This window comes from Chitinophaga pinensis DSM 2588, assembly GCF_000024005.1.
GTDB classification, from domain to species: Bacteria; Bacteroidota; Bacteroidia; order Chitinophagales; family Chitinophagaceae; genus Chitinophaga; species Chitinophaga pinensis.
In genome coordinates this window covers 6,783,167-6,809,036 of the sequence record NC_013132.1, presented here as the reverse complement: position 1 = coordinate 6,809,036, position 25,870 = coordinate 6,783,167, and the positions used below count along the sequence as shown (strand labels likewise).

The window sequence follows — 25,870 nt, the reverse complement described above, 5'->3', positions numbered from 1 at the left end:
TGCATTTATTCCGGATAATATTTTATGAAACATTGTTTCATATTTTATTTTTACATAGATTGCAACAATGTTTCAATTCCTATTCCCCAGGAAATCCTTCCCTTTTTTCAGGCAGGCAGACGCAATGGATTGCGGCCCTACCTGTCTGCAGATGATTGCTGCCTGGCATGGGAAGACCTATCCTTTACAATATTTACGTCGTCAATGTAAAATATCCCGTCAAGGTGTCACTTTTGCCGATCTGATAACCGCAGGAGAGCAACTGGGTTTTAACACCCTTTCGGCTGAACTGCCTTTTACCGTGTTGGCCGCAAAAGCCCCATTGCCCTGTATACTGCATTGGGACCGGCAGCATTTTGTTGTATTGTACCGGCTGACGGAACATAAAGTATATGTGGCAGATCCTGCATTAGGGCGCCGTATCCGTTATACCATTCCGGAATTCATGGAGGCCTGGCAACTGGCGGATAAACCGGGATTCGGAAGGGCACTATTCCTGGAACCCACAGCGGCATTTCATGCAGCCACCGAAGTAAAAGCACCTGTTACTGATCTGCGTACCCTCTGGCCATATATCAGCAGTCACCGGCGAAAGTTAATTCCTGTAGGTGTGAGTCTGCTGATAGCCGCCGTCTTGTCTTTTATAGTGCCATTACTGACAGAAGCGATTGTAGACCGGGGCATCAATAAACAGGATATTCCCATCCTGTTACTGATCTGTGCGGGGCAGCTGTCATTATTCCTCGGCAAACAGGTTACTGATTTCTTCCGTGCCCGTTTGCTGCTGACACTAGGGGCACAGATGAGTATCATGATGCTGGAAGCATTCCTCCTGAAACTGATGCGCTTACCTTTCTCCTTTTTTGATAACAGGCAATCAGGTGATAATATGCAACGCGTCACAGACAATCAACGGGTAGAAGATTTTCTGACCACTTCCGCTGTTTCCTTTGTGATGTCGGTCATGATCCTGCTGGTCATGGGAGGTACATTGCTGTATTATAACTGGCTTATTTTTATCCTGTTTGCCATTGGCGCTGCTGTAGGTGTTTTGTGGACAGGGGCTTTCGGAGAAAAACGCGGACGTCTGGACCAGAAGCGTTTCCGCGTACTGGCGGCGAACCAGGACACGCTCCTGGAAATCTTTTCCGCTTTCCAGGAGATCAAACTCACAGGTAGCGAACGGCTTAAAATAAATCAATGGACACGCCTGCAACAACAGTCTTTTACCGTCAAACTGGAAAGCCTGAAACTGGATCAGTTTATACAGGGGATCGCATTGTTTATCAATGAGACCCGCAATGTGATCATCACCTGTTTTACAGCAATACTGGTGATCAAAGGACAGCTGACACTGGGAGAAATGCTGGCTATCACTTACATCTGCGGACAACTCAACGCGCCGGTAGCCCAGCTGGCCGAATTCATAAGGGCCATGCAAAATACGAAGTTTAGTCTGCAACGTATTGCAGAGGTTCATCATGAACAGGATGAAGACCCTCCGCAGGAAAATACGATCACAGAGGATATGGGAGGGCGTGATCTGCATCTCTCCGGTGTATACTTCCAGTATGGCAATAAACATTCTCCGCTTGTACTGAATAATGTCAACCTAAGTATACCCGCTGGTAAGATGACGGCGATTGTGGGCATGAGCGGCAGTGGTAAGACAACATTGCTGAAACTATTGCTGCAATTCTACGATCCGACACAGGGAACCATCTTTGCGGGAGATCAGTCATTCACAGCTATTACTGCGCAAGACTGGAGAAGCCAGTGTGGAGCCGTGATGCAGGATGGCTATGTGTTCCGGGATACCATTGCCAATAATGTATATGGCGGTGAAGCAGACAGAGATGTGGAGCGTATGATGAAAGCCTGCAGGATGGCGAATATTCATGATTTCTTTGCAGCAATGCCTTTCGGTTATGATACCATGATAGGAAAGGATGGTTATGGGTTGAGTGAAGGACAGACACAACGGCTACTGATTGCAAGACTGATCTATCGCGATCCCGCCTATATATTCCTGGATGAAGCCACAAATTCACTGGATGCCAGTAATGAACGGGCGATCATCAATAATCTACATGAATACTTCGTGGGAAAAACAGTGGTGGTGGTAGCACATCGCCTGAGTACGGTTAAACATGCAGATCAGATCCTGGTAATGGATAAAGGGATGATCGTTGAAGCCGGTACACATGAAACGTTGACCATAGCAGCCGGCGCTTATTATCGCCTGATTAAAAACCAGCTGGAACTCGGCAGGTAAAAAGACATTGTTACACCTGAAAAATACTTTCCTATGGCACTCAGCATTTTTCCGCATATCCTTGTGCGCTATGCCGGTATGCCGCTTAGCGTACTGCATACAGCGAAAGTGAAAGACATAGCAGACTATCTGCAGGAAACAGCGCAGTCTGCAAAACAATTGGCAGCGCAGAAAGAAGCCGTCTGCGATCTGTTATATACTGCTATCAGTCAGTCGACTGATGATAAAGAACGACGTCAGCTACTGCAATTGAAGCGGGATATTTTTAATGATAAACGACCTGTGAAATTACCTGCATTTGTTCCCGAAACAATGAAAGCATATCTGCAACAGCTTGTTGACAGAGAAAAGGAAGAAGTGCAATGGCGGGATTATTTTGAGGAAAAGCATACAGCTGCCAGACGGGAATTACAGGGTTACGTGCAGGACGAAGCGCTGCGGAAAGGTATTTTATTATCCAGTCCTGTACTGTATGAACAGCTGGATAGTTTTGCTCTTGCTGATAGCAGGCAATTTAAAAGTCGTACGCTGAAGAATGAACATAGCCTTATCCGCTATATAAGTCGTATGGCTGCCAAGACATCCCCGTTCAGCACCTTTACCTATACAGGGTTGGGGAAGATGGGTACGCCGGATGCAGCAGCCGCAACACCGGAGATACATAGCGACATCCGTTTGCATAACGGGTTGTTCAGCTATATACGTCTGCTCATTATATATCATCCGGTATTGAATGAAATCATCACATTACGGTTAAACGTGACCGCCACCATCATACAGGAGGAATTACAGTTTCTTGTCAATTACTTCAATGTAGAGGCCTTTCAACGTTTGCCGGCCCGCAATCTGCCTTTATGGTTATATCATCAGTTACAGGACAGAGAAGCGATAGTGACACTTGGCGGATTGACCGATCAGCTGTGTAGTCAGATAGCAGATACAGATAGAAGTGCGATTAAATCATTCTTACTGCAACTCGTATTTAATGGTTTGCTGGAACCAGGAATAGGGTGTGCGGGTATTGATCCGGATTGGGATGGACAGTTACTGCAATTCCTTACACCGTATGCGGATCAGCAGGCCGTAGCGTTGTTATTGAAGATGTTATCGGAACTACAGCAAACCAAAACCGCTTATGCTATTGCTACGGCAGACAGGCGGCATCGCTTACTGCTGGAAACAGCTGGTAGCCTGGAGGATGTGTTTCGTGTGTTACAGGAAGAGGCGGGTTTGCCAGATGAGATGCCGCTGAAAGAGGGTGTATTTGAATTGTTCCGTTTTCAGGCACGCCGGTTTTTGCCGCAGGACATTTTCTATGAAGACGCTTTTACTGATAGGGCTGACATATTACCAGCGACTGCTCTTTCTGTATTTACAAGGGAAATTAATCAGTTATGTACGCTGCTGGCGCCACTGGATGCTTTAGCGGAAGAACGGGCGCATATGCAGCGATTCTTTGTGCAGCATTATGACGAAGGTGCTGAAGTGCCGGTCACACGGTTTTATCATGACTATTACCTGCAGGAGAAAAAGCAGGCAACAGACCAGCAGGCAAAAAAAGACATAAAGGAGATCCACCTACCGGATACGCTTCAACTGGTATTAGAGCAGGATACAGTACATATTACCCCGGCCATAGAAGTGATCCCTGACAATAACAGCGCAGGCGCTTTTGTACAGTTTTACCAGGAGGGAAGTCATATAAAAGGCGTTATCAATGCCCTGTTGCCAGGTATGGGAAAAGTGGCAGGGCGTTTCCTGCATTTATTGCCTCCTGTAGTGACAGCTGACTTTCGTACCTGGAATAAAAACTTGTATACGGATCATCTCTTGCTGGAACTGAATGACGGATCGGCCTTCAATGCAAATATCCATCCGCCTTTATTGCCTTATGAAGTGGCTATGCCAGGAGGAAATAATATCTATGCAGCAGAGGCCCGGGTCTCCTTAAAGGATCTTGTGGTGAAACATGAGCCGGCTACCAGAACACTGTCTTTGTTTCATAAAGGGCAAAATAAGCCGGTTTACGCCTTTGATCTTAGTCTGGAGTCCTTTTATAACCGTTCGCACTTTTACAGGTTATTAGCCCACTTCAATACGGTGCAACGGGTGCCTCTACGGGCAATGATTACTGCGCTTGACCGTAAACATGCCACGATCTATCCACCTAACGAGCGTATACAGGTAAAACCACGTATTACTTTCGGCGAACAGGTGGTACTACGGCGGAAAGGCTGGCTCCTTCAGACGGCTTTTATACCCTTGTGTGGAAACGAGGAATCTGCTGCGGACTATTTTAAGCGGCTGAATACATGGAGAATAGAAAACGATATACCTGAGCAGTGTTTTCTGTTCCTGCGATCAGCCTATATACCTGTTGTGAATGGGCAAAAGAGCCAGTTACAACGGGACGATTATAAGCCACAGTATATGGATTTCAGTCATCCGCTGCTGGCCACGCTTTTCAGAAAGGTCTTGTCCAGGGCAGGAGAGTGGTGTTACCTGGAAGAAATGTTGCCTGCTGCAACACATGTTGCGGCTGACGGCGGTGTTGTGAAAGAATATTTATTACACTGGTATAATAGGTAATACATGCAGCGGAATTGGTTATCGGCACATCTTTTTTATCGGGGAGATCTGAGATTCCTGTTATTGGAGATGGTGCTGCCTTTTTTACGTGATACCCCTTACAGGGGTTTCTTTATCCGTTATGGCGAAGGAGGACCGCATATCAGGTTACGATTGCTGCCAGGGAGTGCAGATATAGCACTTATACAATCACAGTTGATAGCGGCAGGGCGTGTGATAGAAGGACTAACCATACAGTTTATCGCCTATGAACCGGAAATAGCACGCTATGGTGATGAGGATAGTATTGCCTGGGCAGAAGAACAGTTTATGTGTTCCTCCGCTTATGTGTTGGATGTACTCAATAACAAACGGGAATGGGATGCTTCCGGTGCCTTGCTGGAAGCGCTTAAAATGAATATGGCCATAGCCTGTGCGCTGGATGTTCCTGCTCATGAGATGATAGCAACCTGCCGGCAGTTTATTGATCAATGGTTGCCCCGTTTGTATGATCGCAGTAAGTTTGCTGCCGAACAGAAACAATATTACACAACACAGCTTGATCATCGTTTCAGCCACTATGCTCCACTGTTACTACCTGCTACTGCTACGCTATGGGAAGCGTTACATACAGGAAAAGCAACACCGCGTCTACAGGCATTTATGCAGTCTAACCGGCGGATCTTCCAGGAATACAGCCGTCTGGGATTTGACGATCATAGCATGAGAGATATCACAGGTAGTTTTATGCACATGGGACATAACCGGCTGGGGGTATCGAATCTGGATGAAGCCTATATTATGTTCTTTACTTTAAAATGTTTGGAGAATGTCTATGCCGGCGGTAAATCTGAAAGATGAACAAGTGATAGCGGCTGCTTTGCTGGACCTGGCCGAAAAGCTTTTACCCGCTATCCAGCCGGACACGATTGCTGCTGACCTGCATAATGGCGCACCTGTAGACCTTTTCAATGGAAAGGCCGGTATCATTGTGTTTTACCTGCGTCTGGCTGAATATGATCCGGGGTATCTGCCTGTGTGTACCGCCGCCGCAGATGTATTACTATATCATCCCGCTATTTCTGAGCAGGCGTTTTTTACCTTATATACCGGCGCGACCAGTCTGGTGTATTTGTGTATACAGTTGTATGAGGCCACCGGAGATCAGCGATACCTGGAACGAGGGCTTGCACTGGTAGCGCATTACCAGGAAGGCATCTTGCAGAAAGTAGTACAGGATGATTTCATCAGTGGACATGCAGGTAACTTACTGGTGTTGACGCAACTACATGCCTATACAAAGGATGACTCATTGCGTGTGTTGATCCGGCAACTGGCAGACAAATTAGTGGCACATGCACGGATTGCTGCGCAGGGATTACGCTGGGGGCATCTGAAGCGGTCGTATGATTGTCTGACAGGACTGTCTCATGGCGCAGCAGGCATAGCCCATGCTTTATTACAGGTAGCAGTTTATTTTGAAGACGAAGGCTTACGTTACCTGGCGATGCAGTCCTGGGCGTATGAGATGAAATATTATGATCCGGTATTTAAAAATTGGCTGGACCTGCGGCTCACAAGTACCCATTTACAGGAAACGGATATTATGGGCTGGCAGATTGCTGATTTTCGCCGGTATATCAGTGATGTGAATGCATGGGCACATGGGGCCGCCGGTATCGGATTAAGTCGGATGTATGCCTGGGGAATAAGCGGAGAAGCCCATTTTGCTGCTGAAAGCGAATGGGCATTGACACGTTGTCTGCAGGATGCGGATACCCTGATGCGGGGAGATTTTACCTTGTGTAGTGGTTACGGCGGGATAGGGATGTTCTTAATGGAAGCAGGGGCTGTATTCGATAGGCCGGTTTTACGACAAACAGCACAGCGGATCGCAATGGCCGCCATACGTTATTTTGAGGCACATGGCACTTATAACAGTTACATTAAAGACGCACAAGATGACCCGGGATTATTTTCAGGACTGGCGGGTGTAGGATATCTGTTGGTCAGTGTATTACTGCCATACAAAGAAAATACGGTGATGGCGCCATTGATCAGCAGGAACAGGAAAGATGTGCCTTTGTATGAGAAAGGGGAGGTAAAGCGGGCGCTGTTTAGCCGTTATTATGAGAAGTCCCTGCAGCAATATCCTGCCGCGCTGATCGCTAATGACATGCATGAACTGGAGCAGCTGTTAGAGAAGGAGATGGGGGACCAGGATTGTTTCAGGTATGAGAAAAGTCTGGCAGATGTATGGCGATCGCATAGCGGATGGCTGTGTTACCAGCAACGCAATCGGTTACTGGAAAAGCGGAATAGTTATTTGTTGCAGGAGAATGATAGGGTGTTGTTGCAGACTGTTTTTGTGCCGGTTCCGGAGTTAATGGTATGTGCTACTGATCACGCCTGGCATGGGGAGGCAGTCACCAATCAACAAGAAAGTACAGGATATTACTATGTACATATTGCACATGTGCAGGGAGTAAGTACCTTTCCTGTTAATCAGTTTACAGCAATGTTATTAAAGGCATTCGAGGGGCAGTTACCATTACTGCAATTGATCACTGATATTATTTATCCTCAGGTAGATGTTGGGATGGCTGCTTTGCAGGAAGCGGTACTGTCACAGGTGCGGGTGTTCTTACGGCAATGTATGATTACCCAAAAATAGAAGCGGTTGTTTATGTTGGTAAGGACTTAGCGACGTGCATCATTTGTTATAGATATCGTTCACCGTATACTTTTGCACATATTATATAACTAAGATACAAAAAGCCGTCTCACCTTTGGTGGACGGCTTTTTCATATCCTGCAAAATTATGCACAGATAATGGTCGTGCACAGATGTCCTTCATCATCTGTAGCTACTGTATGCGTTGGATGGCTTTGGCCTGCGAGACCGCCCGCCAGACGCATATTCATTTCGCTGTCGATACTGGTTACAAAACTGTCGATTTTGAGGTCATCGATGCTCAGTTTGATCTGGGTTACCTGATTGTCTTTCATAAAATAGTATTTAAGTATTGATGCCTACTGTTATGGGGTTTCGGCATATCCCCTATTGCGCAATAATGTTATAGTCTGATACCTGCGAATGCTTTGAACGATATGGGGGCGCCTTCTATGTAGTAGTAGGTCTTTACCCCTTCATAGACGGATCCTACCAGCATATCGCCGCTGGAGAAATAACGTTTGTTGGTCAGGTTGTCGGCTACGACACGCAGATACCATTTGCCATGTGTATATGCGATACCGCCATCAAACTTTGTATAACCTTTGAGATCGAAACCGGGTGTATAAGTGGCTGTTTTGGTCACTGTATTGTGGCCCAGGCTCAGGCTCAGGCGGGATCCTGCTTTTAATGGGATGCCATATTGTATCCAGCTGTTGATGACCTGTTCGGGTGTAAAAGCCAGTTTATTTCCTTCATTCTCTTTCCTGCTGTCTTTGCTGACGATAGCGTGTGTATAGGAATAATTGGCTGATATCGACAGCCGGTCAGCAATACGGCCGGTGATATCAAGTTCTGCGCCGGTACTCGTTACCTGCCCGATTTGTCTTCTGAAACCAGGATGTTCCAGGTCAGATACCAGCAGGTTATTCTTGAGGATCCTGTAACCGGCGATGCTGGTCATGAGTTTATGCTGAAACCATTCCTTTTTAGCGCCGGCTTCTAAGCTGTTGCCACGTTGAGGATCGAATCGTTGTCCGTTAGCATTTACACCTGACTGCGGAATAAATGACTGGTCATATAAAGCGTAGACAGCCATATTGTTGTTCAGCAGTCGTGTAATACCCAGCCTGGGGGAAAAGGCCGTTTCATCTTTTTGCGGCTGCCTTGGATTCGTGGTGACGGGCGTATTGATTGTGAGACGTCCGCCGTAATTGAACAACCAGTTGGTATGAATGCGGGTTGTATTATAGGCGAATGCGGAAGTCCAGTTATTTTCTCTGACAATCAATGCAGGCTTGCCCAGCATTTTTACACTATCCGGATGGAGGCCATATTGCGGATGAGTTCTGTCAAACGTAAACGCATATTGACCATAAGCATTCACATAGTTGTCTTTGCTGTAGTTGTAATCGAGTCCGGCAACGAAGTTGTGCGTAATATGCTGACCCGTTTTGAGGTTACCGCTGAGATAAGCTTGTACCGCTGCCACACGTCCGGTGATGCTATTGTTTACCGGCAGGCGGCGGGTAATGTTGGTACTGTCGAAGTTAATCAGCGAGTAGTTATCTGATATGAGGTACCATACGGCAGTAGAGTTGACCGTGTATTTTGATTGTATGGTCAGTCGCAGATGATCATTAAAGCGGTGTTCGAATGCGAGTCTGATGCTTTGCGACTTCGACCCTGACTGTGGCAGGTTAGGATCGCCTGCGTAGTTGTTACCGATGCGGTCTTTCAGTACTTCGGATTCGGTACCGATTTTGGTAACACTGCTGCCACCGTCTGAGAGCATATGAATGAAGTTGTATTCAGCAAGCAGGGAAGTCCGTCGACTGAAATTATATTGTATAACTGGCGACGCCACATATTTCCTGGTTTTCAGGAAATCCAGGAAACTCTGTTGCTGCTGATAGGCGCCATTCAGGCGATATGAGAAACCTTTCTCTTTTACGGCACTACCCAGATCCAGTGATCCGCGCAGGAAGCCGAAGCTGCCGCCTGACAATTCCAGCTGACGGACACGCTGTTGCCGGGGCGTCTTGGTGGTGATGTTGACACTACCGCCTGGATCGCCGGAGGAGATCAGAAAACCGGCGGGTCCTTTGACAAAGTCAACCCGTTCAATAAAAGCGGCATCGTCTGTCAGCGCGCCCATTGTACTACGCTGGGGCATACCATTGACATATGTGTCTGTATAGAAGCCCCGCATCATGACAGTGGCAGAAGCATCAAAAACAGAGCTGTTATAGCCTATTTTAACGCCACTGGCATTACGGATAATATCTTTCATTTCCAGGCCTCCCTGTTCACGTATAAGATCGGCGGTGACACCTGTGATATTTTGTGGTATTTCCAACATACGACCTTCCATCCGGAGTACCGGCGACATACTGTCTGTGCGCATGTTCTTCTTCTTTTCCATGATCTCTATTTCCTTCAGGTGCTGCTTTCGCAGACTGTCGGTCTTTTGTTGCGCCTGTGCACTTATTGCCAGGAGACATAAACTAAAAGGTATGGGTAGTGATTTTTTCATCAGCCTGAAAATTTGAATGATTGATTTAAATACGGTGTCCTGTATGGTTTTTTCGTAGCAGGAAAGTACCTGTCAGTAATAGTCCGCCGGCAAGTAGTAACAGGTGACAAACACCCTGTAGCTGTAGTTTCCGGCTATCCGGGCGATAGGATGGATGATAGACTGGGAGTATACGGTAATCATCGGCGCTGAATTTTTTATCATTGAAATGATAGTAATACAGGAATGATTTCCATTGTTGCCGGAACAGCGCGGTTTGTTGCTGAAAGTAGGCGTAGTCAGCAATGTCGGTATGTGCCACACTGTTCAGGAGAGCCTGTGTATATACTGCCGGATTGTACTGGTATGAATGGTTGATCTGTTGTATTCCCTGTATACGGTTGATAGTCGCCTGTGCCGTGAGCCTTTGCATACGCCGTGATACGAGGTCATAATAGGCCATCATTCTGCGGGTACTGGAAGCGCTGGTGTCATAAGCCTGACTATTACGGTAGACAGGATATACGGCATAAAAACTATCCAGCACCTGTTGCTGGGGCATATCCCATGTATCCCATTCAATCTCCCGTTGCAGGGAGGCCAGGATAGCGGTGTTTTCATCCGTATCCGCATGATTGAGACGGAAGTTGAACAGGGAGGGCAGGACGACAAGCAGGAACATCCAGGCGCAGAGCATAGTAATCAGACTAACAGCCGTACCTGCATTCCAGGAGAGGAGCAGCCAGATAATACCAGTCCATACCGCCAGATAGGCTGCGCTTATCAGCAGCCAACTGAGGGTGTCTGCAAATGAAGCTGTCTGAGTTAATGTGATGCTGAGTAATGTAAGCAGTAGTACACAACACAGGACGACCGCATATCTGATCAGCAGGCGTAAAAATAACAGGTCTGCAATGCCGCCCTTCTGAATGATCAGCAGGGAAAGCGTACCCTGTTCTTTTTCCTGCGCCAGAAGATTGTAACTCGTACAGATCAGGGCCAACGGCAGGAGGTAGATAATGAGGAAGGATACATCAAAATTACCGGTCAGCAGGTGCAGCGGATTATTGATCTTTTCTTCCACAGGTACATAGGTCTCCTTCACTGTAACCGGAACATAATACCTGGTCATATCGCTCATGCCGACAGACAGACCAGAAAAGGCAGCTGGCGGGTGTGCGACAGTTTTGTGCAGACGATAGTCTATTACCGCAGGATGTGAAGCGGATATATAAGCCGCTTTTCCTTCCGGTGTGGAAGTATCAGCGGAAAGCCCTTTATACAGCTTATCATACTGTATACTGTAGTCTATCCGGATGCTATCAAGTGTGTTCAGCTGATGTACCCTGATATGATGACCAAACAGTACTGCTGCCGTTCCTGCGGACAGTATGATCAGCAGGAGCGCCGGGAGTGTGCCTGTGCGAAGTAAGGTGTGCAGTTCGAAACGGATGATCTGCTTCCAGCTGTTGATTTTATTATTCAATACCAGCATGTCGTGCAATGATTTGTAATAAACAGATACTGATGGCCAGCCATAACAAAAGAGCGGCGATCATCATCCACTGGCTTGCTAATACCTGGATCAGCGCAGGGGGCTTGTAATGGAAAGGAGGAATGCTGCTATAAAAGGATGCATTTACTTTCCAGTGGCTGTCATTTGTTTTACTTCCGCCATAGGCCAGTTCGTTATTCAGCCGGCGGATAAAATCGTTCCGGTATTGTCTGGCGGCTCTGTCCAGCTGTTGTTGATGGAGGTAGTCTGTCCCACACAAGGCCATTGACAGATTGCGTATTGCCAGATAGGGATCAACTAACGCCAGGTAATTGCTGTACCTGTTCTGAAGTGTGATGATACTATCTGTTTTTGCGGTGTATATATCATAGACCATCTGGGCATAGTCTTCTGAGGATTGGAGGAGAATGGCGTGCAGGTTGACAGGCAACTGGTCAGCGCTTTTAACATGATATTGTTTAAGTGTGGCATCTGTAAGCTGTTGTATCCTTTCTTCTCTGGAGGAACGACCATCTATGCCCATTTTAATCGCTTTTTCCATCTTTTCCTGTTGCTGGTATTGAGAGGGGAGCGGATGTAGTTCACCGGCAATACCAGCGCCCAATCTTGGTAATAGTATATTCCATATTAACCAGCAGCCGGTGAGCAGTAGAAGTGATTGTCTTGCATTTTTAGCAATGGCAGATATGGCGATCGCAATCATTACAAAGATGCTGCAATAGCTGCTGTAGGCGATGATGAGACATAATATGCTAAGAAGGGTAGTTTGATCCGTAGTAGTAGTGGTAGTGCCGGAAAAAAGTAATGCAGGCAGATAGATCAATAAGCTGGCCAGCAGCATGATATTGACAGCGATCAGATAGTATTTGGTTTTACTCTTCAGAATGACACTTTGTGTGGCTCCCTGGATCAGCAGGAGGCGTAGTGTACCGTTTGTTTTCTCCTGGGTATAGCTGTTGTAGCAGCTGAAGATGATAAACAGGGGAAAGAACAGTTGTAATACGCTGGCAATAGTCAGACTGCCGAAACGGGTGTAGATATCGGCAGGTCGTAAGACGGGCGCCGCCATCGTATGTTGTACATGCGCTTCAATACGCATGGAAGTACCGGTGACGGTTTCCAGTCCGCTGTCGAAATTACTCAGCAGCATAACCGGCTTAAACAGGTATGTGCCAAAGTGTGCCGCACTGTGCGGATCACTGGTTTTAAGTTGTTCCCATTGCTGGCGGAAATGCGCATTTGCAGCTGACCTGTTCCTGCTTATTTGTTCCGAGCGACTGTGTGTGCCGGCAAAGGCAATACCCAGTAATACTAACAGCGACAGTAATACGGCCGGCAAGGCATAGGTACGCAGTCCCCCCAGCCACTCTTTGGTTGTGAGTAGTAGATACATGTTGTGAAATATGGATGATTTGATCAGACGGTACGCATGTGTTCCATGTAGATATTTTCAAGCGTGTAATGATCTACGGCATCAGCTTCCATATCAGCAATGAGTCGTCCGTTTTTCATGATGCCTATCCGGGATGCTACTTCCCGGGCTCGGTACAGATCATGCGTTGCCATCAGCACAGCCCTGCCTTCTTCACTAAAACGGCGGAGCAGATCAGAGAATTCATTACTGGCATGAGGGTCCAGACCGGAAGTGGGTTCATCGAGTAACAGTACCTGAGCATTCTTGGCAGCAGCGATCGCGATACCTACTTTCTGACGCATTCCTTTGGAATAGGTCTTCACTCTTCTGTGGATCGCGTTTTCCTGTAATCCGGCTTTTAACAATAGGGTGGTATAATGTTCCCGGCTATGATGATGCCCTGTCAGTGAGTCAAAAAAGACCAGGTTTTCAAGTCCTGTCAGGTGTGCATACAGCATTACGGTTTCGGGTATATAAGCAATGTGTTGTCTTGCCTGCGGCAGTTGTTGCGCGACGTCAATACCATTGACCAGTGCACGGCCACTGGTAGGTGCAATAAAACCCAGGAAACAATTTACGGTAGTGGTTTTACCTGCACCATTAGGACCAAGCAAACAGAAGATCTCACCTTTTTGTACGGTAAGGTCAAGCGCGTGCAGCGCTGTATGCCGGCCAAATTCTTTGGTCAGCGCAATAGCTTGCAACATAATATAGGAAAATACGGTGATAAAGGATGTATCAGAAAAGTGTGTAGGAAACTAAATAAAGCGGGCAGGAGGGCCTCTGCCGGATACTGTGTCGGATAGATTCACTGAACGATCAGTCGTATCGCATACGTCTGTAACGATATAATAAAATGGCGTCTGTTGTACTACCGGTATTGATGGCAATACCGCATCTTTACAAAGATGGTAATCACAGATAGCGCATTCGTGGGTGCTTTTGAAGAAGAGATCGGATGCCTCAGCATGGTATTTAACTGTACTGACATCATGGCGATGAAAGGTCTTTAATCCCTGTACATACATCAGCACGGACAGCAAGAGGAAGGCTGTCAGTTTTCGCATAAACGTATGTTGGGTTTCACACATGGCATAAAGATATACAAATGTAACAATGTTGCAAAAAATAAAAAGAAAATATTTTATTGCAGACATTCGTCATTGTGCGTTATTGCTGATAAGCCTGTAATCCGTTAAGTGCATCTGTGATCTTTTTCTTCCAGCGTACCTGTGCTTCTGGATTCAAACCATGTTCTGTTTCTGCATCATATAATGCCTGTTGTTCCCTGTATAGCTGATAGGTTTGCAGGAAGGCATCTTTGGAAATCCTGGCGACGTTGGCAGGCGTCAGGTTGGTAGCGGCCAGTGTCTTACGCAGACTTCTTGCATATGCTTCACACAGATCAAAATGTAGTTGTTCGTGTGCCAGGAGGGAGGGTGTTTGCTGGTTGGGTCTTACACTGCTCTGGTAACAGATAAATTCACTGGTGACGATCACCCTTGCTTTACCAGGTGTACTACCTGTATCGATCTTTATTCCGAAACGGCAGGAAGTTCTTGCGCCAACATTGGCTTCGCGGATCGTTGAGGGAGTGCCTTTATAGTCTTCCCAGCTGAGTGTACGTGCAGGATGCCAGGTGAATTTACGTTCGTATGACCTGGGATGGCCCACCTTGTATAAGTTAGCCGTGATCTGTTCACAATTGTTACCAGCGCGCGGTGTGCTATAGCTGGTAATCTTAATAAGGTTCGCACCACGGGTCCTTGCTGCCTGTTGCATACGGGAGATGATATCTTCGTAGGTACAGGCAGGCGCAATGGTATTATCTGACGAATGAATGACACCGGCTTTTTGTCCGCCGCTGAACCTGTCCGCTTCTTCCAGTACCACTACAAATGCTGTATCGGACAGCGGTGTTAAGGTTGCAGGAGGCGACGGCTGTAGTCGGGGAGAACAGGCAAAGAGGCAAATGACCGGAACCGCGTAAAGTATTTTTCTCATGGATGAAATGAATGATCAGACTCATCCTAAACTACAGAAAATATGCCGTATTTCCCGTTGGGATCAGGCTGGCTGTAAATCCTGCTTTGTTCGCCGCCGACCTGTGAAGAATACTAACAGGAATAAGGTCAGGGCGGTACAACCGAACATCACTGCCGCCATAACATTGGCAGTGCCATTGAAAAAGAAATTAACGGTCCAGGAGGCAATCACACCTGCGATCATCTGTATGGACCCTAACACGGCGGAAGCTCTTCCTGCTGCCGCTGTGAAAGGACGTAGGGCCAGTGCGGTGGTATTCGGATTAAGGAAGCCCAGGCAAAAGAGAAACAGGAAAGTAAAGCAGAGTGTCATCGGCGCGCCGGCAATACCCAGGGCGGTGCTGATCAGCAACAATAAGCCTGTTATAAATAACAGGATAGCGGCGTAAAAGGAGATGTGTATGCTGTCATATCTGTTGAGTAATAAGCGATTAATCTGACTGCCGGATATCAATCCACAGGCATTGAAAGCAAATGCCCAGCTGTAAGCAGTGTCACTGAAGCCGAACCGGGTCATAAATACAAAGGGCGATCCGGCGATATATGCATACAGACCGGCATAACTGATACCACCAGCCAGGGTGTAGACGAGGAAAGCCGGGTTTTTCAATACAGCGATATATTCCGGCAGCACGTCTTTGATGCGGAGAGATACATCAGGATCAGGTGTTTTTGTTTCCGGTAATAATGTATAGGTCGCAATCAGTAAGGCGAGTGCGATCAGGGCCATGACGCCGAATAACCATCTCCAGCCGGCAATGGTATTGACAATACTCCCGATAGTCGGGGCAATGATAGGAGCGATACCCATGACGAGTACCAGTAATGATAATACCCTGGCCGTGTCTTTAGGAGGGAAGAGGTCCCTTACGATGGCCCTGGCGGTTACCATTCCTACACAACCACCCAGCGCCATAAAGAGACGTACCGCTACCAGCATATTAATATTCAATGAAAAGGCGCACGCAAACGCCGCGGTCAGGTATATCAACAGACCCGCATATAGGGGCTTTTTACGGCCTAAACGATCAATCAGGATACCGTATATGAGTTGACCCGCACAAAGTCCGGCGTAATAGCTGGTAAGCGAATATCCGACATGTGCAATGTCCGTCTTCAGCGCGGATGCAATGGCCGGAAAAGCCGGGAGGTACATATCAATAGAAAAGGGGCTCAGGGCGATGAGCAGACCCAGGATAAGGATAATGATGGTATGTTGCTTGTTTTGCATATTGTCAGATTACTGTTGCAAAGTTGGGTGTTTGCTAAGGGACGTAAGGAGACTTTTGCGCATATTTCGGATACAAATCGAACATGGTTAACAAGAGATGCGCTTAAAAAGGAGGTATATTTGTATTGAGAGGGATATTTTTCGAACATGAATACCAGCTGTTATGAAGCGTATAGACAAATATGAAGGACTATATGGCGACCGGGATGCTAAACCCGATGCGGGATATATTTTTTCTGAACTGCTGGGTACAAGGAGCTGGAAGTTTGACTGGAATATCGAACCTCATATACATCCGTCTATCTACCAGTTGTTTTTCTTTGAGGAGGGGAAGCTGACTTTTTTTGAGGCGGATAGTCAGCGGGAATTGCAGACTCCCTGTATGTTATTGATCCCACCTATGGCACTACATGGATTCCGGTATGAAACTGTCGCCGGCGGCAGGATATTGACATTGTCGGATGTCATGCTGGATACACTGTTTCCTGAGTCAGCATTACTGGCACCCATGCTGACAACAATACGGTGTTTTGCTGACTTCAATGGTCCTTATTCCGCTGAAGATATAGTAGCATTGATAAAGGCAGTAGATAAAGAGTTGTTTGGTGATCTGCCCGAAAAAAAGGTGATGCTGCGTATCTGTTTACAGCAATTGTTTTTGGCCGTGTATCGTTTATGGCAGGACCAGCAGTCAGGCAATACCTTATCTGACAATCATTCCCTGGGTTATTTCAGGAAGTTTCAACAGCGGATACGGGAAGAAGGTCTTAGGTATACGATTGCACAATTCGCAGCAGAACTGGGGATTACTACCGTGCATCTTAATCGTATTTGCCGGGAGGTGGTGGGTAAGTCTGCCGGTCAGCTGGTACACGATCATATTTTAGAAGAAGCGAAAAAGTATCTGACTTATACTTCTTATACCGTTTCAGAAATTGCCTATCTGCTCAACTTTGAATATCCGAATTACTTTGCGAGGTTCTTTAGAAAGCATGCAGGAGTTTCTCCGAAGGAGTTCAGAACAATTAGGAATTAGGAATCTATAGTGTCCGGTTAAAATTGGGATTACCCCTTTATTCCTTTCAAACTCAATATAGATGGGAGGGGCTTACTGCTATTATAAAAGCAAGCCCCCCTCTTTTTTTAAAAGGAGAATAATTTCAATTGCAGGTTTATCTGATCTGGCCCCTTATTATGCTGTAAAAGTGCATACTCGGGTTCTGCCAGAAAATTCATTAGGTGGATATAAGTGTAAAGATGTAACCTTAGAAAGCCAGTTAGGTTACTAAAAGACCATTTTTTACTCCCTTTCTCTGTCAGCTTGTCTTTTACGATCTTTGTCAGTAAATCCTTTATTAGCGTGCACCAGAGCTGTATACTTATAGCATTCTTGTTTTCACCTAAAAAATTGTTTAATTGAGAGTTCTGCTTAATTCTTTTAAAAAGCATTTCGATTGCCCATCGCTTTTGATACAATTTCCTGATCGTTGTCGGCGTATAAGTAAAATTGTTTGTTAACAGATGTATTTTCTTTTTTGTATTTCTATCGTAAATGCTGATTACACGCGCCGTCTGTACAGGACTTTTCTCCTCTGTTAGAGGGTTACCTAGTTGAATAACCCAATCTTTTAAGATACCTTTTCTTTTATGGAGTATTTTTAATCTGTTTCGTGTCAATAATTTTATTTTCATACTCTTGGTTACACGAGTTACCCACGTGATCTCTTTTTCAGTCCATTCCTTCATGAGTTTATAGTTCACATAAGCTCTATCCATGGCTATTATAGAACCTGGCAAGAGCTCTAACTGTGGCATAATGATTCTATCATTTTTGGCAGCTTCCGTCAGAATAGTAAAGCTTGGTAGTTCTGTTTTGGCCGTCATCAATACGTGCGCCTTTATTCCTCGCTTCTTTCTGCCGTCCATTCTAATTACACCTGCCCCCTTCATTACATTAGAAAATAGGCTGACCGTCGTCGAGTCCACTATGAATAACCGGTCAACCAACGATTTTCTCTTTCGGCTGTCCGGGGAAAACGCTTGATAATGATGGTTATATAGACGATGATAGAGCTTTTCAAAAAACGCCACCGGACGCGTCCTGTTAGCATCGGAAATAGTGCTTCGACGCGGGGTATGTTTAATGCCCAAATGGTGAAGCCGATGCTGGTTGGCTAACAATCCTGTATGAAGCTCTCGTAATGAAGTACACTGATGAAAACTACTAAATAGCATTGTTACCAAATGGTCAAAAGCCTTAAAATGCTTATAATAGTAATCTGCGTTTGTCTCTCTACAGACTTTATCTATCAACGTGGTTGGTATAAAAGAAAGTAGTTGATTAAAAATCGGCTGTCCGGAAAAAAATTTACTTTTGCTCATAAGTAAGTTCTAGTGTGGTAACTTAAACTTACTGAAAAAGGAGGCCTCGGCCTCCTTTTTTTATGACTTAATCCCATATTTTTACCGGACACTATAGAATTAGGAATTAAGAATTAGGAATTGTCGCTTGTTATGGCTGACTATAAAGAAATGCGCCCGGTCTATTACAGATCAGGCGCATTCTTTTTACTATTGAGCAGGTTGAGATAATGGGAGACCCTAATAATTCAATTCCTAATTCCTAATTGTTTTACTTGATCAAGTACTCCCTCATTGAGCCTCATAAATTATTAGTACATTAATTTGGTGGACTAATAAATACTTTCTATTTTTGGTCCCATAACCAGCGTATTCCCCTGTAATTTATTACCAATGACACAAAAGGGATCAACCAGATATCAAACAAATAACAATTGTCGTCAAGAAGCTGACAGCTGTTGTTGTTGTCGCTGTTAATTGAAGTTACATCCTGGCTTTAATCTTCGCCTGAATCTTACCCGCTTATCAGACTGATCACTGAACAATAGTATTTCCTGTGGAGGGAGATGCCATACTATAAACACTAATTTATGTCGTCAGCAGAAATCCTTGTAAAGATCCGCGGCATCCCGCGATAATATAAAAAAGTTGGCCTGTACTGCGGGAACAGCACAGGCCCGACTAAACAAATGCTTTGGGCGTACTACTCTGCGAAAAATCGTGGAGCGGCACTTTATTGTCTAATCACTAATTACAAATTTAATGAAAAAAGTTCTCTTGCTCATCACCTGGCTTTCAGGGATGGCACCTGTAACGTTATACGCACAACAAACCGTCTCAGACCCTGTAATTAATTCTACACTCACTGGCACTGTCATAGACAGCAAAACACAGACGCCGATCATCGGCGCATTGGTACGCATTAAAGGTACCACCAACCAGGTATTAACTGATGCGAAGGGAAACTTCTCTTTTAAAACGGGACAGAAACTGCCATATATTCTCGAAGCAGCTTTCATTGGGTATAAAAAACAGGAGATCAAAGCAGAAAAGTCTCCTTTGCAGATCATATTACAGGAAACGGAGAGTCAGTTGAACGAGGTGGTAGTAGTAGGATATGGTACACAACGTAAAAGTGATATCACCGGTTCTGTAGCCAGTGTATCTAAAGTATTACTGGCGCAACCTGCTGCCGCATTTGATAATCTGTTACAGGGAAGCGTACCTGGTGTGGCGGTTACACAAAGTTCGGGACAACCGGGAAGTACGGCAACCATCCGTATCAGGGGAGGAAATTCTATCAGTTTCGGGAATGCTCCTTTATATGTTATCGACGGATTTATTATCTACAATAATAATGATTACGCTAATACAGGCGCATCCAATGGTACAGGGGTCAACGCATTATCCACTATCAATCCAAGTGATATCGCTTCTGTGGAAGTATTGAAAGATGCTTCTGCCACAGCCATCTACGGATCACGTGGCGCTAACGGTGTTATCATCATCACCACAAAAAGAGGTCGTAGAGGACATGATGAAATCAGCTATAATACCTACGTCGGCACACAACAGGTAAGAAAGAAACTGGATCTGCTTAACGCTACACAATGGGGGGAGCTGATCAATGATATCAATGTCAGTACAAACAGTCCTAAAACATATACTGCGGAACAGCTGGCAGCATTAGGGGAAGGCTCCGACTGGCAGTCCGCTGCATTGCGGAAGAAAGCATTGCAGAACCACGAACTGTCTTTCTCCGGTGGTGACGAGAAGTCAAGATACCTTATCTCCGCCAACTACTTTGATCAGGGTGGTATTATCGTTAATACCGGTTTTAAACGTTACTCCGGACGTGTCAATTATGAGCGTTCTGTAGGTGATAAACTGAAGATTGCTACCAATATTTTTGGTAGTCAGTCGATAGAAGATAAACTATATGGTAATGGCTACAATAGCCTGAATTTCCAGAGTACCGCTTTTGCCAATCTGTTACAGGTATCGCCGGTGGCAAAGATCTGGAATGAAGACGGGACTTATAATACCAGCAGTCCTTATTCGGCAAATCCGACCAACCCGATACAGGATTTTCAATCTACCATCAACAAAACTTATCTGAGAAGGATACTGGCGAATACTTCACTGGAATACAAGCTATTCAGGGAACTCACCCTGAAAGTAACGGGCGGCGCAGATCTGATCAATACAAAACAAAACTATTATTCTCCCAGTTATGCGGGTTCCCCCGGGGGAAGTGCCAGTGGTTATGCAGCAGGTGGTTATGCCGCTGTAGGTAATCTGAGTGCGACCACCTGGATCAATGAGAACACGCTGACCTACGACCATTCAATCAATGAGGAACATTTTCTGAACATACTGGCCGGTTACACCATGCAACACCAGATGGATGAATCGGCAGTGGCCAGTGCCCAGAAATTTCCGAATGATCTGACATCATTCAATAACCTGAACTTCGCCAGTACACCTGTATTGTCAGTGTCTGATGGACATGAGTCTGCCCTGAATTCCTATCTCGCAAGGGTGAATTATTCCTATCAGCATAAATATAATGTAACCGTTTCGCTTCGTTCGGACGGTTCTTCCAGGCTGGGAAGAAACAATCGCTGGGGGTACTTTCCCTCCATTGGATTCTCATGGAATGCCAGCAAAGAAACATTCGCCCAACGCTGGGAACCGACACTTAGTGACCTGAAAGTAAGACTTTCTGCAGGTCGGACAGGTAACTCGGAAGTACCGCCTTATAGTTCGCTGGCGGCCTTATCACCTACCAACTATTATTTCAATGGCGCATTGGTTACAGGTATCGCACCAGTACAGATAGAGAACCCGGATCTGAAATGGGAGACGACTACGCAGTATAACGCCGGACTGGATTTCGGTATTCTGCATAAAAGGGTGAATGTCTCGGTGGATGCTTATTACAAAAAGACGACTGACCTTTTACTGAATGTACCATTTGCCCTGTATACCGGTTATGCCAGCGTATTACAGAATGTGGGCAGCGTAGAGAACAAAGGGATTGAACTGAGCATTACTTCAGATAATATTAAAACTGCAGACTTCAGCTGGAAATCTACCCTCGTACTGGGCGCTAACAGGAACAAGGTATTAGGATTGGGAGACGGTACGGACTACTATTTTCCTTTAGCACCCACAGGCTATGTCTCTCCGGTGATTGTGAAAGTCGGTTTACCCGTAGGTAGTTTCTGGGGCTACAATACAAATGGTCTGATCACGAAGGAAGACCTGGTAAAGGGTATTCCGGTATTATCCGGCGTATCGCAACAGGCAGGGGATACCAGGTATGTTGATACGAATAGCGATGGTGTAATCAGTACGGCAGATAAACATGATCTTGGCAGCGCGCAGCCTAAGCTGACTTTCGGCCTGACCAATACATTGAACTATAAGGCCTTTGATCTCTCGTTTGTATTCCAGGGAAGCCATGGTAATAAGATCTTCAACTTCCTGCAACAGAAACTGGAAATCCCGACATTATCACTGAATGCATCTGCAACCTTGCTGGACAGGTACAGTGAAAGTAATCCGAACGGTAAAGTGGCCCGTGCAACCAATGCACCGGTGGCACAGGTAACAGACCGCTATATAGAAGACGGCTCCTTTGTAAAACTGAAAAACCTGTCGCTCGGATATAATCTGCCTAAATCGGTACTGGAAAGGATCCATGTCAACCAGTTACGCATTTATGTCACTGCACAGAATATCCTGACCTGGACCAACTACACAGGGCTGGATCCGGAGGTGAACTTCTTTGATAGCGACAATACCAAGCAGGGTATTGATTATGGCGCCTATCCTGCTTCGAAAAGTTATCTCGTCGGATTGGGTGTAACCTTCTGATAACCTGTTTTCTTTTAAAATCAACACAATGAAAAGACTAGCTATCATATTACTGGTAACAGGTACTATGGCTGCGTCCTGCAACAAACTGGATGAGTCGGCGTCTTCCCTGATTACTTCTTCACAATTCTATAAAACGAAGGCGGATGCTATCGCTGCTGTTGCGGCGGTGTATAGTACGCTGAATACAGATGCTGCCGGCGACTTTCCGATGTATGGCAGGAATATGAATCTGCTGACCGGTAATGGCAGCGATGATCAGGTGTTTAGTCCGTCGAACACCAATACTGATGTCCGTGCATTAGGAACCGCAACTTATGTACCTGCGAATGACAGGATCAAGAAGAACTGGCAGCAGCATTACTTTGGCATCAGTCGCGCTAATGTGGCGATAGATAATATTCCTTCCATCGACTTTGATACTGCTCAGCGGGCAGGATTGGTAAGGGAAGCGAAGTTTATAAGGGGACTCCTGTATTTCAATATCGTGCGTTTCTGGGGAGATGCGCCTTTGATATTACATGATCCGACCAATATCGATGTAAAGGCGCAACAGGTGAAGCGGTCTCCTAAGGACAGTGTATATGCGCAGGTGATCCGGGATCTGACAGATGCGACTTTGTTACCGAAGACCTATACCGGGGGAGACATTGGCCGGGCAACCAGCGGCGCTGCTCATGCGATACTGGCGAAGGTATATGTGACACGCCGGGAATGGAGCAAAGCCCTGACAGAGATCAATGAAGTGATCAATGGCGGATATGGGTATGCGCTGTTTGATAAATTTTCAGAGGTGTTTCAGCAGGCAACGAAGAATGGGAAGGAGCATATCTTCTCTGTACAATTCGGCACGAACCTGGGGGCCAAGAATAGTACGCAGTCCCTGAGCAGTGGTAATTTCTCCTCATTTAATGCAGCTGTTTATCCTGGCGACCTGCCGGCTGACAGCACCTTGTTCCAGTTATTCGCTGCTACGGATAACAGGAGGGATGTGACCTTCCTGACGCGGATCTACAATGCAGCTACCGGCAATTATGTCACCTTCAGTCCGGCCCGTTTCGGCAAATTCATTGACTATTCCATCACTCCCCTGAATAACCAGGCACAGAGTGGAATTAATTATCCGGTAATCAGATATGCGGATATACTCCTGCTGAAAGCCGAGGTCCTGAATGAAATCGCAGGAAATCCTACTACGGAGGCTTATACAGCTATTAATGCCGTAAGGGCAAGGGCAAGTGTCGCCGGATTGACACAGGGGCTAAATCAGGCTGATTTTCGCGATTCTGTCTTCCTGGAGAGAAGGAAAGAGTTTATACAGGAAGGAAACCGCTGGTTTGATCTGTCGAGAAGAGGGGGCAGTTACCTGTATGATGCTTTAAAGAAGCTGCCGGCTAAAACGGGCGCTGCCTTGAAGGATACCCTTTTCCCGATCCCGCAGGCCGAAATAGACATCAACAATCAACTCACCAATAATCCTGGCTGGTAATCAAAACCATATAAACAACAATTACACGACATGAAATTCTTCACTTTAAGCACAGTGATACTTGTAAGCGGGCTAGCGCTGAAGGCCCAGCAACCTTATCAGGGTACGGTGGGCCGTACCCTGGCGGACTCAAAAGAATGGTGGCCGGCGCCGGTAAAGCCAGCTGCAGGGTCACCCAATGTGATCTGGATACTCCTGGATGATGTAGGTTTCGGAGCCACCAGTACATTTGGCGGTGTGATCAGTACACCGACATTTGATAGTCTGGCGAATAACGGCCTGCGTTATACCAATTTCCATACTGCCGCGATCTGCGCCCCTACCAGGGCAGCACTGATGACCGGCAGGAACCATCATGCGGTGCATATGGGCGGGTTTGCACATTACTTCTCTTCAGCAGGTTTCCCTGGTTATGACGGACGTATTCCTTCCAGTTCAGGGACTATCGCAGAAATCCTGAAAGAGAGCGGTTACAACACCTTTGCGGTGGGTAAATATGGTCTGACGCCTGACGAGGATACCTCTGATGCAGGTCCTTTCGACCGCTGGCCTTCAGGTAAGGGATTCGAACACTTCTTTGGTTTCCTGGGATCGGAGACCGACCAATATAAACCGGCCCTGGTGGAAGACAACGTGAATATCAAACCAGATGGCAGACACCTGAGTGAGCAGATCACGGATAAAGCCATCAGTTATATCGCCCGCCAGAAGAAAGCGGCGCCTGACAAGCCCTTCTTCCTGTATTATGCACCCGGCGCTACACATGCGCCGCACCAGGTGACGCCTGAATGGAGCGATCGTTATAAAGGAAAATTTGATGGTGGATGGGATGTGTTCAGGGAACAGGTCTTTGCCAATCAGAAGAAGCAGGGTATCATTCCTGCGAATGCAAAACTGCCGGAACGAAATGAAGATATACAGGCATGGAATACCCTCAAGCCGGATCAGCAGAAACTGTATGCCCGCTTTATGGAGATATATGCCGGTTATCTGACTTATACCGACCATGAAGTAAGTCGTGTAATTAACTACCTGCGTTCTATCAATCAGCTGGACAACACCCTGATCTTTGTGGTGCTGGGCGATAATGGTGGCAGCAAGGAAGGTACCCAGGAAGGAACGGTTTCAAAGGCTTATACGCCGAGAAGAAACAAAGGACTGACCCGCGATTCGGCCAGGTTGTTCAATGAGGCACATATCAGCGAGATTGGTACACCGGCTTCTGACGCCAACTATCCTTTAGGATGGGCACAGGCTTCCAATACGCCGTTTAAATACTGGAAACAGGATGCCAATTCTGAAGGAGGAACCCGTAATCCGCTGATCGTCTTTTATCCTAAGGGAATCAAGGAAAAAGGCATCCGTACACAATATGGCTATGTGTCAGACCTGCTGCCGACGACACTGGAATTCCTGAAAATACCATTCCCGCAGGAAATCAAAGGAGTCAAACAGGATAGTCTCCATGGTACTTCGCTGGTATATTCTTTTGAAAATGCCAGTGCACCTTCCCGTCATACCGAACAGTACTACTACATATTTGGCTCCCGCGCGATTTATAAAGACGGATGGAAGGCAGGCGCTGCACATCATCCTGATATGGTGGAACTGAATGATTATTCCGGTAGTGCCAAGCAGGTACCTGCAAAAAACTTTGACAAGGATGTATGGGAGCTGTATAATCTGAATGAAGACTTTAATGAGCGCGTGAACCTGGCGGAGAAGTATCCGGAGAAACTGGCAGAATTGAAACAATTGTTTGAAGCCAATGCGAAAAAGTATAATATCTATCCGTTTATCGATTGGGAGGATGTATTCCGCGCAAGGCTAATTAATTCAAAAAAGGCATTCAGTGCCGCTGCAAAATGATAATACTATGATTGTACAGGACATTCTGCTA

General features: G+C 46.2%; 17 protein-coding genes. 8 read left to right on the top strand and 9 right to left on the bottom strand.

Annotation, left to right across the window (positions count from 1 at the left end; translation table 11 throughout):
• Window positions 1-67 precede the first annotated feature (67 nt).
• Genes CPIN_RS26385 through CPIN_RS26370 form a run of 4 tightly spaced genes read left to right on the top strand, consistent with a single transcriptional unit; the run spans window position 68 to window position 7,517 of the window.
• Complete coding sequence (locus CPIN_RS26385; RefSeq protein ID WP_012792928.1) at window positions 68-2,275, top strand: peptidase domain-containing ABC transporter; 2,208 nt, start codon at window positions 68-70, stop codon at window positions 2,273-2,275.
• A 33-nt stretch (window positions 2,276-2,308) separates the two neighbouring features.
• Window positions 2,309-4,864: a lantibiotic dehydratase gene (locus CPIN_RS26380; RefSeq protein ID WP_012792927.1), complete on the top strand. Its 2,556-nt coding sequence runs from the start codon at window positions 2,309-2,311 to the stop codon at window positions 4,862-4,864.
• A gap of 3 nt (window positions 4,865-4,867) precedes the next feature.
• Window positions 4,868-5,704 carry a thiopeptide-type bacteriocin biosynthesis protein gene (locus tag CPIN_RS26375; RefSeq protein WP_012792926.1) on the top strand — a complete coding sequence of 279 codons (837 nt, stop codon included), beginning with the start codon at window positions 4,868-4,870 and terminating at the stop codon, window positions 5,702-5,704.
• Complete coding sequence (locus CPIN_RS26370) at window positions 5,679-7,517, top strand: lanthionine synthetase LanC family protein (protein WP_044219766.1); 1,839 nt, start codon at window positions 5,679-5,681, stop codon at window positions 7,515-7,517. The genes CPIN_RS26375 and CPIN_RS26370 overlap by 26 nt, the downstream gene beginning before the upstream one ends.
• A 146-nt stretch (window positions 7,518-7,663) precedes the next feature.
• Here the strand turns inward: CPIN_RS26370 and CPIN_RS26365 are convergent, their stop codons facing one another.
• The 8 genes from CPIN_RS26365 to CPIN_RS26335 form a co-directional block, all read right to left on the bottom strand.
• Window positions 7,664-7,852, bottom strand: coding sequence for a pinensin family lanthipeptide (locus CPIN_RS26365; RefSeq protein WP_012792924.1), 189 nt, complete (start codon window positions 7,850-7,852; stop codon window positions 7,664-7,666).
• Between the two features lie 68 nt (window positions 7,853-7,920).
• A complete protein-coding gene (locus CPIN_RS26360) occupies window positions 7,921-10,053 on the bottom strand; it encodes a TonB-dependent siderophore receptor (protein ID WP_012792923.1) in 2,133 nt (710 codons plus the stop codon).
• Window positions 10,054-10,078: 25 nt separating this feature from the next.
• A complete protein-coding gene (locus tag CPIN_RS26355) occupies window positions 10,079-11,527 on the bottom strand; it encodes a DUF3526 domain-containing protein (RefSeq protein ID WP_012792922.1) in 1,449 nt (482 codons plus the stop codon).
• A complete protein-coding gene (locus CPIN_RS26350; RefSeq protein ID WP_012792921.1) occupies window positions 11,511-12,941 on the bottom strand; it encodes an ABC transporter permease in 1,431 nt (476 codons plus the stop codon). The genes CPIN_RS26355 and CPIN_RS26350 overlap by 17 nt, the downstream gene beginning before the upstream one ends.
• Window positions 12,942-12,964: 23 nt before the next feature.
• Complete coding sequence (locus CPIN_RS26345; protein WP_012792920.1) at window positions 12,965-13,669, bottom strand: ABC transporter ATP-binding protein; 705 nt, start codon at window positions 13,667-13,669, stop codon at window positions 12,965-12,967.
• A gap of 51 nt (window positions 13,670-13,720) precedes the next feature.
• Window positions 13,721-14,029, bottom strand: a complete 309-nt coding sequence (locus CPIN_RS38740; RefSeq protein ID WP_148230646.1) for a hypothetical protein — start codon at window positions 14,027-14,029, stop codon at window positions 13,721-13,723.
• 103 nt (window positions 14,030-14,132) lie between these two features.
• Entirely contained in the window at window positions 14,133-14,966 is an 834-nt protein-coding gene (locus tag CPIN_RS37090) for a DUF922 domain-containing protein (RefSeq protein WP_012792918.1), read from the bottom strand.
• A 63-nt stretch (window positions 14,967-15,029) separates the two neighbouring features.
• The gene (locus tag CPIN_RS26335; RefSeq protein ID WP_012792917.1) at window positions 15,030-16,238 is read right to left on the bottom strand and encodes a multidrug effflux MFS transporter; all 1,209 of its coding nucleotides are present in this window, start codon (window positions 16,236-16,238) and stop codon (window positions 15,030-15,032) included.
• Between the two features lie 163 nt (window positions 16,239-16,401).
• Here CPIN_RS26335 and CPIN_RS26330 point away from each other — a divergent pair, with 163 nt between their 5' ends.
• On the top strand, window positions 16,402-17,274 hold the full coding sequence (locus CPIN_RS26330) for a helix-turn-helix domain-containing protein (protein ID WP_012792916.1): 873 nt from the start codon (window positions 16,402-16,404) through the stop codon (window positions 17,272-17,274).
• 107 nt (window positions 17,275-17,381) lie between these two features.
• Here the strand turns inward: CPIN_RS26330 and CPIN_RS26325 are convergent, their stop codons facing one another.
• Window positions 17,382-18,620, bottom strand: coding sequence for an IS4 family transposase (locus tag CPIN_RS26325; RefSeq protein ID WP_012792915.1), 1,239 nt, complete (start codon window positions 18,618-18,620; stop codon window positions 17,382-17,384).
• 741 nt (window positions 18,621-19,361) lie between these two features.
• Here CPIN_RS26325 and CPIN_RS26320 point away from each other — a divergent pair.
• From CPIN_RS26320 to CPIN_RS26310, 3 genes are read left to right on the top strand one after another with little or no spacing between them, the layout of a single operon-like run.
• Window positions 19,362-22,481: a SusC/RagA family TonB-linked outer membrane protein gene (locus tag CPIN_RS26320; protein ID WP_012792914.1), complete on the top strand. Its 3,120-nt coding sequence runs from the start codon at window positions 19,362-19,364 to the stop codon at window positions 22,479-22,481.
• 28 nt (window positions 22,482-22,509) lie between these two features.
• Window positions 22,510-23,970, top strand: coding sequence for a RagB/SusD family nutrient uptake outer membrane protein (locus CPIN_RS26315; RefSeq protein ID WP_012792913.1), 1,461 nt, complete (start codon window positions 22,510-22,512; stop codon window positions 23,968-23,970).
• Window positions 23,971-24,000: 30 nt separating this feature from the next.
• Window positions 24,001-25,839 (top strand): sulfatase family protein, encoded by a 1,839-nt coding sequence (locus CPIN_RS26310; protein WP_012792912.1) that lies wholly within the window; start codon window positions 24,001-24,003, stop codon window positions 25,837-25,839.
• The last annotated feature ends 31 nt before the right edge of the window (window positions 25,840-25,870 follow it).